General features: G+C 43.3%; 10 protein-coding genes. 5 read left to right on the top strand and 5 right to left on the bottom strand.

Annotated elements, in window-relative coordinates; translation table 11 throughout:
• The first annotated feature begins 82 nt into the window (after positions 1-82).
• Positions 83-1,735 carry a L,D-transpeptidase family protein gene (locus tag ACFGVS_RS03695; protein ID WP_439697511.1) on the top strand — a complete coding sequence of 551 codons (1,653 nt, stop codon included), beginning with the start codon at positions 83-85 and terminating at the stop codon, positions 1,733-1,735.
• A gap of 72 nt (positions 1,736-1,807) precedes the next feature.
• On the opposite strand, the gene ACFGVS_RS03690 is transcribed toward ACFGVS_RS03695, so the two are convergent.
• The 3 genes from ACFGVS_RS03690 to ACFGVS_RS03680 all read right to left on the bottom strand — a co-directional run bounded on the left by ACFGVS_RS03690 (position 1,808) and on the right by ACFGVS_RS03680 (position 8,577).
• Entirely contained in the window at positions 1,808-4,090 is a 2,283-nt protein-coding gene (locus ACFGVS_RS03690) for a GH92 family glycosyl hydrolase (protein WP_439697510.1), read from the bottom strand.
• A gap of 62 nt (positions 4,091-4,152) precedes the next feature.
• Positions 4,153-6,270, bottom strand: coding sequence for an alpha-L-fucosidase (locus ACFGVS_RS03685; protein WP_439697509.1), 2,118 nt, complete (start codon positions 6,268-6,270; stop codon positions 4,153-4,155).
• Between the two features lie 9 nt (positions 6,271-6,279).
• Positions 6,280-8,577 carry a family 20 glycosylhydrolase gene (locus ACFGVS_RS03680; RefSeq protein ID WP_439697508.1) on the bottom strand — a complete coding sequence of 766 codons (2,298 nt, stop codon included), beginning with the start codon at positions 8,575-8,577 and terminating at the stop codon, positions 6,280-6,282.
• A gap of 381 nt (positions 8,578-8,958) precedes the next feature.
• Between ACFGVS_RS03680 and ACFGVS_RS03675 the strand changes: the two genes are divergently transcribed.
• A complete protein-coding gene (locus tag ACFGVS_RS03675) occupies positions 8,959-9,282 on the top strand; it encodes a hypothetical protein (RefSeq protein WP_439697507.1) in 324 nt (107 codons plus the stop codon).
• Positions 9,283-9,349: 67 nt separating this feature from the next.
• Here ACFGVS_RS03675 and ACFGVS_RS03670 read toward each other — a convergent pair whose 3' ends face one another.
• Positions 9,350-10,051 (bottom strand): uracil-DNA glycosylase family protein, encoded by a 702-nt coding sequence (locus ACFGVS_RS03670; RefSeq protein ID WP_439697506.1) that lies wholly within the window; start codon positions 10,049-10,051, stop codon positions 9,350-9,352.
• A gap of 270 nt (positions 10,052-10,321) precedes the next feature.
• On the opposite strand from ACFGVS_RS03670, the gene ACFGVS_RS03665 reads away from it, so the two are divergent.
• The gene (locus ACFGVS_RS03665; RefSeq protein ID WP_439697505.1) at positions 10,322-10,948 is read left to right on the top strand and encodes a LysE family translocator; all 627 of its coding nucleotides are present in this window, start codon (positions 10,322-10,324) and stop codon (positions 10,946-10,948) included.
• A 63-nt stretch (positions 10,949-11,011) separates the two neighbouring features.
• Here the strand turns inward: ACFGVS_RS03665 and ACFGVS_RS03660 are convergent, their stop codons facing one another.
• Positions 11,012-12,643, bottom strand: a complete 1,632-nt coding sequence (locus tag ACFGVS_RS03660; protein WP_439697504.1) for a carboxylesterase/lipase family protein — start codon at positions 12,641-12,643, stop codon at positions 11,012-11,014.
• 123 nt (positions 12,644-12,766) lie between these two features.
• Between ACFGVS_RS03660 and ACFGVS_RS03655 the strand changes: the two genes are divergently transcribed.
• Positions 12,767-13,507, top strand: coding sequence for an NUDIX hydrolase (locus ACFGVS_RS03655; RefSeq protein ID WP_274213481.1), 741 nt, complete (start codon positions 12,767-12,769; stop codon positions 13,505-13,507).
• A 118-nt stretch (positions 13,508-13,625) separates the two neighbouring features.
• Positions 13,626-14,057: a VOC family protein gene (locus ACFGVS_RS03650; RefSeq protein WP_439697503.1), complete on the top strand. Its 432-nt coding sequence runs from the start codon at positions 13,626-13,628 to the stop codon at positions 14,055-14,057.
• The last annotated feature ends 3 nt before the right edge of the window (positions 14,058-14,060 follow it).

The raw sequence follows: 14,060 nt of genomic DNA, 5'->3' as shown, positions 1-14,060 counted from the left end.
ATAATGTCTATATAATTAGTATACATTTTTATAATTTTTTTAATTCTTCTTTTAGTTACTTAACTTACCAATAAAAACATCCATGTTAAAAGGCGTTTGCAAATTCATTTCCATAACACTTATTCCGCTCTTATACATACCATTAGGCTGTAATCATAGTTCTAAATCCGGCCGGCAATCAAAAGCCGACTCGCTTAAACGAAAAGCTGTTAAAGAATGGAATAAAACCATCCCAGGCAATTTCAGCGATCAAACCGAAGCAACTTTTGATAGCACGCTGCTTGCCACTTTTGTTAAAACCCACCCTGCATTTGAGCCCTATGTTAAGGATATCAACCTGTTTTATAGCAAGCGCAAGTTTGCTTACGCCTGGTACAACAAAGGAAAGTTGATTGAACAGGCCGGTAACCTGGCAGACAGAGTAGGAAATTTACAAAATGAGGGTATTTACAAGGCCACTCCCTACCCCAAAGTTTTAGACTCATTGATATTTGCGCCTAATAGCAAGTCATCAAAACCCAATATCGAAACCGAATTAATGCTTACCGCCCAGTATTTTGTATTTTCAAAGCTGGCTTTCCAGGGAATGAGCGATTCTACCAGTAAAGCGGTTAACTGGTTTTTACCGCGCAAAAAAATCTCCTATAATGATTACCTGGATACTTTGTTGAAGCAAAGCGGTAAGGCCGGCAGTCCCTTGTCAGAACCTATTTACAGACAGTACGATTTATTGAAGGCTTACCTTGCCAAATACCGGGCTTTAGATGCGAGAGAAAAATGGACCGCAATTCCATCGGCCAAGGGCGTAAAACCGGGAGACTCGTCGGCAGTTATCTCCCAGATAAGAGCTCGTCTTTATAAACTGGAGGATTTTAAAGGCGACACGCTAAACAATATTTTCGATGATACTTTACAACAGGCCATCAAGCGGTTCCAACTAAGGCATGGCTTAACAGCCGATGGTCTGCCGGGGCCGGGGACACTTGCAGAGATGAACGTACCCTTAAAAAAACGCATCAGGCAGATTATTGTTAATATGGAGCGGTGCCGCTGGCTTCCGGTTAGTTTAAGTACCGACTACCTGGCGGTAAATATCCCCGAGTTTAAGCTGCACGTTTATCATGCCGATAGTTTGTTATGGAGTTGCAATGTGGTTGTAGGCCAAAAGGTTCATCAAACAGTTATATTTTATGGTCAAATGCAGTATGTGGTGTTTAGCCCGTACTGGAATGTACCCGAGAGCATTGTACGGAACGAAGTTTTACCCGATATGCGAAAGAACCCCAATTATATTAACAAGCATAATATGGTGATTACCGGCCGCGAAAATGGTTTACCGGTAATTAAACAAAAGCCAGGCCCTGAGAACTCTTTAGGCCTTGTAAAATTTTTGTTCCCCAATAGCTATAGTATTTATTTGCATGATACACCCTCACGATCGTTATTTGGCGAATCGTCCAGGGCCTTTAGTCACGGTTGCATCCGCGTTGGCGAACCTGCAAAGCTTACCGCTTTTCTGTTGAAATATGATACTACCTGGACTGCTGACAGAATTTACAAAGCGATGCATCTTGGCAAAGAACAAATTATAACACTTAAACAAAAAGTACCTGTGTTCATCGCCTATTTCACAGCTTTTACCGATAGAGATAACCAACTCAACTTTCGCCAGGATATCTACGACAGGGATGAGCAGCTGGCTTCGATGATATTGTCGGGAAGCGGGAAATATTAAGAATATATCCATCCGCAGAGCCAGACTTACGAAGTTTTTAAAACTTCGTAAGTCTTTTGCCGCTTTTACTTTCTACTTCAACACCGATACCGCTTTATTGGCATCCCCAACTCCCCAAACGGTACCTGGTTTATCGCCCATGGTTATTTCCAGCTCGCCGCCGGCCATCAGGGTTTTGTGCGAAAAGTAAGTTTTGGTATAATTTACACCGTTTAGCTTCATGGCGTTGATGTACATATTTTTAGGCCCGTTGTTTTTTACAACGATGTGAAATGTTTTATTGCCTTGCAGTTTCAGCCTTGCCTCGGTGATTACCGGGCTGCCAAAAACATACAGGCCATTTGCCGGATTAACCGGGTAAAAGCCGAGGGCCGAGAGTACGTACCATGCCGACATCTGGCCAACATCTTCGTTGCCAATAATACCGTCGGTTTTAGTGGTATAAAAATCATCCAGGATATAGCGCACTTTGGCGGCTGTTTTCCATGGCTGGCCCGAGTAATCATAGTAGTAGGCCATTGGGTGGCCAGGCTCGTTGCCATGGGCATACTGGCCTATTAATCCCGAAACGTCGGGCGATTTAAATTTACCCATATCGCCCTCGGCAATAAATAACGAATCGAGCTTGATATTAAATTTATCTTTGCCACCCAGCAAATTAATTAATCCCTCAACATCCTGTGGTACCAGGAAAGTGTATTCCCAGCCATTGCCTTCAGTAAAGTCACCTGTTTCATGAATCGAGATAAATGGGCTGTACGGCGTGCGCCATGAATTGTCGGCCAAACGGCCACGCATAAACCCGGCCTTAGGATCGTAGTAGTTTTTGTAGTATTTGCCGCGCTTGCTAAAGTATTCATAATCGGCTGTTTTACCCAGTTTTTTGGCAACTTGTGCAAGGCACCAATCGTCGATAGCATATTCCAAACCCATCGAAACAGATTCCGCTGTGCTATCTGCAGGAATAAAACCGAGTTTTTTAACAAATTTAACGCCGCGTGCATCCTGCATGGCGGTAGTTTTCATAGCCTCATATGCAAGGTTAGCATCAAAACCTTTGTAGCCTTTAAGCAATGCATCGGCAACAACGGGCACCGCGCTATAACCAACCATACAGTTAGTTTCATTAGCCATTAAATGCCAGGTTGGCAAAGTACCCTGCTGCTGGTAAATAGCCAGCATCGAGTTTATCATATCGTTGGTATGCTCCGGGTGGATAATGGTTGACAGCGGGTTATTAGACCTGTAAGTATCCCATAACGAAAAAGTGGTTACATTATTAAAACCAACGTTTTTATGTACCTTTTTATCGGTACCCCAATATTCGCCGTTTACATCGTTGAATATAGATGGTGCCACCATGGAGTGATAGAAGGCGGTATAGAACTTTTTCAATATCGACAATGAATCGACTTTGATATTGATTTTACCTAACTGTGCATTCCAGGCCTGGTCGGCCTCGGTAACAACTTTTGCAAAATCCCAACCAGGTATTTCGGCTTTAATGTTTAGCATGGCATTTGCCGAACTTACCGGCGAAATACCAACTTTAGCATAAACAATCTCGCCTTTTGAGGTAGCAAAGCTGATAACGCCTTTAACTTTTACTCCTTTTAATTTGGTACCGGCAACTTTGGCTGTACTGTCATAAACCGCGAATTTTTCTATCGGTTTTGAGAAAACAGCGGTGAAGTAAATACGCTGATCAGCCGCCCATCCTTTTGAAAAGCGGTAACCGCTGATGGTGTATTTATCTTCCTGTTTAATGTAGGTTTCGTACGATCTGTCCCAACCTATACCTTCCTGTAAGTCAATTACAATATGCGCATCTTTTGAAGCCGGGAAAGTGTATTTGTGCATTCCCACCCTTGTACTGGCTGTAAGCTCGACACCGATATCGTAGCGTTTTAGCTTAACCTTATAATACCCGGGTTTTACAACTTCGTCTTTATGACTAAAAAGTGAAACATAGCCGTTTTGCATATCTTTCAAGCTGCCCTTGTAAGTTTTGATGGCACCGGTGGTTGGCATAAAAGATATATCGCCCAAATCGCCGATACCCGTACCACTTAGGTGGGTATGCTGAAAGCCGATGATGGTTGAATCGGAAATATGGTAACCCGAGCACCAATCCCAGCCTTCGGATAAGTTGGTTGGCCCTAATTGCACAGCACCAAAAGGAACGTTTGCGCCTACAAACACGTGGCCATGAAAGCCGGTGCCGATATAAGGATCGACATATTTGGTAAAAGAGACAGACACCGCTTTCCCGGTTTTTTGGGACTTATGGGCCTGGCCAAATGAGCTTGATGTTAAGACAGCCAGTATTCCGGCTAAAAAGATCTGTTTTTTCATTCGTTATTTATAGATTGTATGACGGGTTTGCACAAACATAAACCCGGCTATATAATAGATTATTAATAAACGCTTAATTCGGCAACGGTAATACCATTGCCGGCTATTACATGCTCTGCCTCAAATTTAAAATACCTGGCGCTTACGGGGTTGCTTAAAACAACCGGCTGCACAATCGGGTTCGATTTAATATTCGAAAACTCTCCCGAAGCCACTTTCACCCATTCTTTGCCATCCAGGCTTGTATAAAAAACATACCGGTCAACAATGCCGTCCGGCTGCTTATCCTGTCTTGGTAAATATCCAAACGCTTTAATTTGGCGGGCAGTGCCCATATCAATGGCTATTTGCTGCGGAAATTTTGCATCATCCTTGCTTAATGTACTGTATAGCGTACTGGTGTGCTCATCAATCGCATTTTCTGCCCGGTTACCGCCGTCATTTGCAGTAGTTGCATCAATGGTTTTCCAATCTGCTTTGGCATAGCCGAATGAGGCGAAAGCAACATCACTTTTCTGCCCTTTGCCTTCAAAGCTACGTGCTTTAACAATGCCACCGTTAGCCAGCAAAACCGGCTCCTTATAAACAGGCGAAGTAAGGGTTGGTTCCTGTCCGCTCAACGTATACCTGATGGCACTCACCGGAGCTTCGGTTGTTATGCTAACCTCACCTTTTTTGTTTCGGGCAATTTTAGGGGCCGTTAAATGTACAGGTTCCTTAAATAATCCAAAATCGCTAAGCGCTATGGCAACAGGCGATTTGGTTATTCTTAACCTTAACTTACTTGCCGTAATGTTTTGAGTTAAACGGATCAGCCTGTTACCGCCTATGCTGGTGGCTGCGCCAATTTGCTGCCATTTGCCGTTCATAAAAGCATCAACCTCAAAAGCTTCTATCCGCTGGCCTAACTTAATATTTTCGCGTAGGCGGATAACGTTGAATGTTTTTGGCGTGTGCAGGTCGATAGTTAAACTGGGGGTGGTTACTTTATCATCCGTAGCCCAATAACTGTACCTGTCGTTATCTAACAAAAGCTGCGGGCCAAAGCTTAATTTATTACCGCCACGGATATTACTTGCGGAAACGGTAGCCCCTTTTGCCAGGTTAACCGCAAAGGTTTGTTTTAACAGGTTGCCAAATTGGGTAAGCGATTTAACATCTATCTCATTTACAATACCCCGAGGATCTGGCGATAAGCCTAAATCCAGCGCCGCACCGCGGCCTACACTTTTGTAATACAGATCAAGCAATGTATAAGGTGATTTTACGCCATCATCCTGTGTTTTGTGATAAAACCAACCTGGCCTTAAGGACACGTCGCATTCTGCGGGCATCCAGAAATCGCCATTGCGGGTACCTTCTGTTCCTTCATAATCTTTTACAAAGCCATTGCCTGGTTTTTTGCCCTCTATGGGGGCATGGGGTGTATAAGTTGCCCAGCAGGTTTCGCCTGCATAGCCCTCTTCATTACCAACCCAGCGCACATCGGGGCCAACGTCACCAAAAATAACGGCGTTAGGCTGTAGTTTACGGGTAATAGCCCAGGTGGTATCCCAACCATAATATGTAGACCTGTCGATATGCCTAACCTCGCGTTTGCCACCATAATAGCCGTCGCCGCCGTTGGCGCCATCATGCCATGATATAAACAGCGGGCCGTAGTTAGTATATAATTCCCGCAATTGCTCGCGATAGATTTTGATATATTCATCCGTACCATAGTTAGGGTTATTTCTGTCCCAGGGCGAGCAATAAACACCCAATTGCATTCCTAATTTATCGCAAGCTTCGCGGTACTCTTTTAAAATATCACCTTTTCCATTTTTGTATGGGCTTTTGGATATGTTATGCTCGGTTGTTTTGGTCGGCCAAAGGCAAAAACCATCGTGGTGCTTGGCAACCACTACAACGCCTTTGAAACCGCCGGCTTTGGCAGCACCTACAATTTGCATAGCGCTAAACTGCGATGGATTGATAAGCTTAGGATCTTCATCGCCATAGCCCCACTCTTTATCGGTATAAACATCAACGCCATAATGAATAATGCAATACATACCCATTTCCTGCCAGTTTAGCTGCCCTTTGGTTGGCAGCGGGCCGTAGGGCTTCGGTGCCGCCTGGCTAAATCCTTTTAGGCCGATGGCCAATAACAATAATATGATACCTGTAACCTTTTTCATGAATACATTTTAATTTTTAAACCAACCAGCCGGCACCTCTTGCGGTACCGAGCCATTAACACTATACTTTAGGCCCAGCTTAAAGCCGCCGCCGCCCTCAATAAAATCAAGCTGAAAAGGGTGTGCCCCCATTTTTAAGGCCACCTGCCCGCTGCGCTCCTGGGCCGAATGGTTTCCATCGTTATTGACAACCATATTGGGGCCTATTTTTAACACTCCGCCGTCATCGCAGGTAAGGTAAAAGCTGTAAATACCATCATCGGGTACATCAATATAGCCTTTATAAGTAATACCAAATGATGGCGCTTTTACAGTTGCCGGTACTTCAATTTTATCTGTGGTAAATGTACTATCAACTTTAGCGTCCTTCATAAAAGTTGTTGCTTTAAAGTAGGCTTTGTAATAAGTACAAGCCAGGCCAGGTTTTGGCGGCGCTATTTTAACCGGGCCAAGCATTTGCTGTTGGGTATAATTCAGGTTGTAAACATCGCCGCGGGTGCCAACGGTTGTAAATACTGCAACCCTTACCAATTCGGATTTTTTGATAACTAATGGTGAAGGCAATACCGGGGAGTTTACGCCTGGCAGGGTTCCATCGGTAGTATAACGGATGGTTAAAGTTGGCAAAGGCGATGCAATACTTAATTTGCCTTCATCGGTAAATACATATTCGTTTAGCAGGCCCGGCAAATCCGGCAGGCGATAATTTATCCCCATGCCATCCATCCTGCTATATTGCTGCACGAGCCGTTTCAGGTATGAATCATATTTATCGGGCTGATTTGTCCAAAGCTTTTCGGCAAGGGCGGTCATCCGGGGCATGGCCATATAATCGGCACGGCGCTCGGATGGAATCCGTTCCGACCAGATGTTAGCCTGGGCACCGATGATCGATTTAGCTTCCTGCGCATTTAGTACTTTGGGGATTGGGTTAAAATGATATACCCTGTCAACCGAATACTGATCGGGCTGGTTATCAAAATATAAGGGCTCGCCGGGCGTCATGATCACCATATTACCGTTTTTTACCGCTTCAACAGGCGCATTAGGTACCCATCCGCGCCAATACATCACTATGGCTGTTGGGCTGATGCCACCTTCAATAATCTCGTCCCAACCTATTAATTTACGGCCTTTGGAGTTAAAAAACTTTTCCATGCGGTTAATAAAATAGCTTTGCAGCGCTGCCAGGTCTTTTATTCCTTCTTTCTCCATCAAAGCCTTGCAGGCGTCAGATTTCCCCCAATCGGTACGGTCGACTTCATCGCCTCCAATGTGGATATATTGGGATGGGAAGATGTCCATAATTTCGGTAAATACGTTTTGGGCAAACTCAAAGGTTGTTTCGTTACAAGGGCAAATGGGTTTGGTGAACAGCGTTCCCCATTTATTCTCGCCATTACAGGTTAAAAACGGGTACGAATTGATGGCGGCCATCATGTGACCCGGCATATCTATCTCGGGAATAATATCAATGTGTTTTGCCGCGGCATAAGTTACAACACCCTTCATTTCCTGCTGGGTGTAAAACCCGCCGTAAAGTGTTTTACCGCCGCGCTGAATGATATGCTCCTTATCGATCACAAAATCGGGATTATCTTTTGAAAGTTTCATACACAACGAATCCTGGCCGTTGAATGTGCGCCATGCCCCCTCTTCGGTTAGTTTGGGATATTTTTTTATTTCGATGCGCCAGCCCTGGTCGTCGGTCAGGTGCAGGTGCAGCTTGTTCATTTTGTAAAGTGCCATCCTGTCGATAAACTTTTTAAGATAGCTGATAGAAAAAAAGTGCCGCGAAACATCCAGGTGCATACCGCGCCACTCATAAGCAGGTTCATCCTGGATAGTCAACGCCGGCAAAACTAACTTTTTATTGGTGATACCTTTCTCTATTGATACAGGCAACAGTTGCCTGATGGTTTCGATGGCATGAAAAACGCCGGCACCGGAGTTGGCCAAAATCTCGACATGCTTTGGTGTGATAGTAAGCCGGTAGCCTTCTGATGCTGTTATATCGGTACTTTTAATAATGCTTATAGCTGATGCTGATTGGATTTTAGCTGGTGTTAATTTTTGTCCAAGTCCTTTTTCTAAAAGAGCAGCGAGTTCTTTAGTCTCGTTCTTAAATGCTGGCCCGCTCACAGTTGTTCGTGCGGTTATAACAAATGCACCTTTACCTGATGTTAATTTTGCAGGATAAGGTATCAGTGGAAATTTAGCTGCGTCTTGTGCGTTTGAACTAAACCATACAAACAAGAGTGGGGTTACCAGCTTGATGCCGGCATTTTTTCGTAAAAAAGCTATCATTGATAGTTTGAATTTTAATAGTATTTTCCTGAAATTATCTAACATCAATTATTCCGCCCGCGTAACAAAGCTATGATAAACATTGCTTTTTATGTGTCACAATAGATAATTCCAATAATTTTATAAACATATTAAAACTTTTTAATTTTCTTAAAGAAGATTAACACAAATTGCACGAATTGAAGCGAATTAGCGCAAACAAGGGGTTCAAAGTTGGCTTACTAATTGCAACTACTGAGCTTAAAATTTAGCGATCTATGCAAATTCGTGAAATTCGCCTCAATTCGTACAATTCGTGTTAGTTCAATTCGTGAAATTCGATTTAATTCGTGCAATTCGTGTGTACTCAAACATTTATCCAACCGGCTTGTTTCTTGATTTATGATAACCAGCGGCGTAACATTCGGTATTAATAAAGAAGACGGAACCCATATTATTATTGCAGTTGATCCGGCAGATACTAATAAGATCAACGAAGACAATAATGGGACCTACAAGCTATACAGGGATATAGACAGCCCAAAAACTTTTGATAAGGGATATTTGGGCGCTATTTTTTTAGATGATACAGAGCCGGGGTATCATTACTCCGGTGGTACCGAGCTTACTGATTTTGAGTTGAAACAACTGGCCAAATTGATAAGGGATTACCATGCCACAGGCCAGGAGTTTGACGATCATAAACGCGATATCAGCACTAAGTAAGAGTTAAGAGTCAAGATAGCTTCAGGCTTGTTCATTTACCCTCAATTTTAACCTTTACCCGCATTTTTTAGGGAATAACAACCGCGTTAAAAGCTTTTAAGTATTTGGCTATATAATCCTGCTTTGTTTTTGATTTGTATTGCATAATAAAACGCGGGTGCTCCAACGCTACAACCTGTTTAAAAAACCGGTGCTCATCGTTAAGCCTGCGCAAAAAGTTTTCATTTTTGCCGGTACCAAAACAAAAACAAACATCAGTTTCAAACCCTATAGCAATTTGCTTTTTGATGTTTTCTACAATAAAAGGATACACTGCCTTTGTTAACTCAGGTGTATCGTAGTAGTTATAGTTTATCTCTTTACCCTTGGGGCCTGTTATGGTGAAACCCAGCGGACAAACAGAATGAATATAAAATTGCTGGTAAAACTGTTCTATTCCGCCAAAGGCTTCAATCATATCATACACATATTCTGACGAGGGTTCATGTGTAATAGGCCCGATATAGGGTATCTGGCATTTGCTGATCATCCGTTTGGGATCGGTAAATGACACTCCTGTCATGCCCGAGCCAAACCGGCCCGGGTTAATACCCAATATCAAATGGCGGGGATGGTTATCGCTATAATATTTGCCGTAAAACCGCGTGGATACATCCAGCGCAAAATCATTATCCCTGAACGGGTTCATGATGCTTATGCCTGTTGGCAGCGTTCCTGTATATTCCAGTTGTTGGTTAAAGGCTATTATTCTATCGGCAAAGGTGTTCATACCGGGTAAAATTAGTAAAAAGCAAAAAGCTTAACGCATAAAGTTATTTTGGTTCAGCAATTGCTTTTAAAAAAGGAGGCGCCTACGGAGCCCTGCTTTTGAGTTTTATTTAGCTATAAACACGCGACTCCTACGGAGTCAATGACACGCATTATTTCTAACTCCAGCGGAGTTACGTGTTTATAGCATGATAAATACCTATTGTTTGGCTCCGTAGGTGCCTCCTTTTTTAAAGCCTATATTTTGCTTAGATCTGTTTACTTTTACGTTATGGGCATTGTCAACTTTACTACTTTTCTGGTCACATCTCTCCTTTTTATCATTTCACCGGGTATCGATACCATTTTCGTGCTTAACAAATCAATAGGCCAAGGCAAAAAAGCGGGAATTTACGCAACTTTGGGTATTGCTACAGGGGTGCTTGTACATACTACGCTGGCTGCATTTGGTTTGTCGTTAATATTATCACAATCTGCAATGGCTTTCAGCTTTGTAAAATACGCCGGCGCTGCCTACCTGGTTTATCTTGGCATCAGTAAGTTTCTTTCCAAAGAAGAAATTTTAAAACAGGATGTAACCATGGTATTGGAGCCTGTGCGTAAAACTTATTTATCTGCAGTGTTAACCAATACCCTTAACCCAAAAGTTGCCATATTTTTCCTGGCATTTTTCCCGCAATTCATCCATCCGGCACAAATTCACAATGCCCTGCCCTTTGTTTTGCTTGGTATAACTTACGCGCTAATGGGTTTAGCCTGGTTTGCTGTGCTCACGTTTTTTACCGGCTCATTATCCGGCCGACTAAAAAAGCAGCCTTTATTTAGTTTTTGGCTTAATAAATTTTCGGCAGTTGTTTTTGTGCTGATGGGTATTAAAATAGCTTTCACCAAAAGATAAAATAAAAAAAGTCCCGGTTACTTTACAGCAACCAGGACAATTAAAACACCCCATAAAAAAATCTTACTTCATATATTCTTTATCCAGGAACAAATACCTGTCCCGGTCGTTTTCTGTTTTTTGCCCGCTTTTTACGTCAATGTCCATAAACTTAACCGGGCTTTTACCGGCTGTATTGGCGTCCCACTTTGATAAACCTGCACCGTTTGGATTATAATTTTTAATGAAATTGGCAAAATAGCTCTCCATGGTTTCTGATACTTTATAGTCGTCAGGTGTCCAGGCGTACACTTTATTGCCGGCAAGGTTGCCCATGGCGTACTCAATTTCAGATGCGTGCGATGCGCCAACTGCCGCCGGCATCTTGGGCATAGCCATGCCTCCGTTATTTTTCACAACACCTCCTGCAAGCCCCGGAGCTGCGTTGCCCATTTGTGCCGTCATTGCCGGGCGGATGCGCGAAAAGCAATAACGATAAACCGGTTTGCCCCCCGTTTTAATTTGCAGATCGGCCCATTTCCAGGTACTGTACACGATAAAACGATCGCTTGATAAGGCGGTTGCCGATTTAATTACTTCTTCGTCTGTCGAGGCAGGATAAAGTTTCATTACTTCGCCTGCTTTATCGCCATACAAAGTATTTAATGCTTTTTTGTAATTGTCCAGCGTTGGTGCGTCGGCACGCATTACAAACTGGTAAGGCACCTCGGCCGAGTTCCATCCAACTAAAATCGGGATTTTTGCCTGTTCGCCTGCTTCAAAAATTTCGGGCAGCGATTTTGGCAACAAATATCCATCAATAGTTGGCGTATTGGGGGTTGCGTTTGCACTGTAAGCCGCGTTGAGTAAATCGGCAGCGGGTATAGCCCTTAAATCAGCTATAGATCCGGCTTTCATGTTTGCCGCAAATTTCGCCCCGTTTTTTTCGGCATCAGCCAATGGGATAGAATTTAAAGTTGGTTTTATCCCGGCACCGCTCTCTCCTATCGCCGCGTTGATTAAGTTTTTTGATAACGGCGACGCCATTTGTATTGATACCGATATCGACCCGGCCGATTCGCCTGCTATGGTAACATGATCAGGATCGCCGCCAAATTTGGCTATGTTCTTTTTCACCCATTCCAACGCGGCATGCTGGTCGAGGTAACCATAATTACCAGACGAATGATTTGGCGATTCTGCAGTTAATTCCGGATGAGAAAAGAACCCGAATATGCCCAAACGGTAATTTACAGTTAACGCAACAATCCCACGTTTAGCCATGCTTTCGCCGTCATAGCGCGATTCGGACCCATCTCCGGCAACTAAGCCGCCGCCATAAAAATAAACCAGTACAGGTAGCTTTTCTTTCATGGTTTTAGCAGGTGTCCAAACGTTAAGATAAAGGCAATCCTCGCTCATCCCCGATGACCTAAAATTCATATCACCAAAAACCGGCCGCTGCATAGGGTTACTTCCAAAATGATCGGCTTTTAAAACGCCCGTCCAGTTTTTAGCTGGTTGCGGCTCTTTCCAGCGCAAATCGCCAATGGGCGGCTGCGCAAACGGGATACCTTTAAAAATAGTTACGGGCGAACCGGCCTCTTTTACACCTTCCAGCGTACCGTTCTCAATAGTTACCTGGTTTGTTTGTGCAATTACCTTCATGGTAGTTAGCTGCGCCAGCAGCAATACTGCTAAAAATGGTTTCCTCATGGGGTTTATAATTGGTTATTGGTAGTTAATACAAGCATCAGAATAACTATTGTATCATTATGTTACAATAATAATTTAAATTTACGCCGCTAACAAATTTTTTTGTTAATTGCTACGATTTATATGTCCGAAGACAACAACGAGTTCAAAAAACAGGAAGCTGATGCAAAAGGTGAAGGCTATTTGCCCGGCCTGGCTATTGATGCGGTAATTTTTGGCTTTCATGACAAACAACTTAAAGTTTTACTGCTTGCCTATAAAAACACCGGTTTGTATGCCTTGCCAGGCGGCTTTATTCATGATTACGAAGATGTTAATGAAGCTGCACGACGGGTGTTATTTGATCGAACGGGCCTAAAAAACATCTTCCTTGACCAGTTTTATGTTTTTGGCGACAGAAGCAGACATGATCCGGAGCCCCTGAAAAAGATTATGTCTGTAAGTGGCAAGATCCCCCCGGCCGACCACTGGTTGCTGAAGCGTTTTGTATCTATAGGATATTATGCGCTGGTAGATTTTACAAAAGCCATCCCCACTCCCGATAGTATCTCGGATAGTTGCGATTGGTATGGCCTTGATGACTTACCTGTACTGATGCAGGATCACCAGTTGATCATTAAAAAAGCTTTGGAAACCCTGCGCGTAAACTTAGATCAGAAACTGATAGGCTTTAACCTGCTCACCGATGATTTTACCATGGGCGATTTACAAAGCCTGTATGAAACTATCCTGAACAAAAAACTCATCAGGGCGGCCTTTCAGCGTAAGATGCTAAGCCTGGGCATATTGGAACGGATAGCAAAAAAATTTACCGGCGGCGCCCATAAAGCGCCTTACCTGTACAGGTTTATTTCCGGAAGATAATTTAGTGTCTTAATTATACCCTTTAATTGTCGTATTACACCCTTTTGGTTTATATTTAATGACTGTAGATTTACATTATCAATCAACAGAAATTTAACTACTTAAAACCTCAACTACCATGGCAACAATTAATCCTTATTTGAATCTCCCCGGTACAACCGAAGAAGCTTTTAACTTTTACAAATCAGTATTTGGCGGTGAATTTTTGGCCGTGATACGTTTTAAAGATTCGCCGGGAGGGTCTGAGAATGTAGCCGAAGCAGACAAAGACAAACTGATGCACATTGCCTTGCCCATAGGCAAAAACATCCTGATGGCTACCGACAGCATTGGCGAAATGGGCATGGGTTACAAACAGGGTAATAACTATCATGTCTCTATCAATGCTGACAGCAAAGAAGAAGCAGAAACCATATTTGCGGCGCTATCTGCAGGCGGCCAGGTTATGGTGCCGCTTGCCATGGCCGAGTGGGGCGACCTGTTTGGATGGTTTACCGATAAATTTGGCATATCATGGATGGTAAGTTATTCACCCAACCGCCTACAATAACGT

Origin of the sequence: Mucilaginibacter sediminis, from assembly GCF_051903035.1 — a bacterium.
Taxonomy (GTDB): Bacteria; Bacteroidota; Bacteroidia; order Sphingobacteriales; family Sphingobacteriaceae; genus Mucilaginibacter.
The sequence above is the reverse complement of the archived record's forward strand: the minus strand, read 5'-3'. Positions and strand labels throughout refer to the sequence as shown.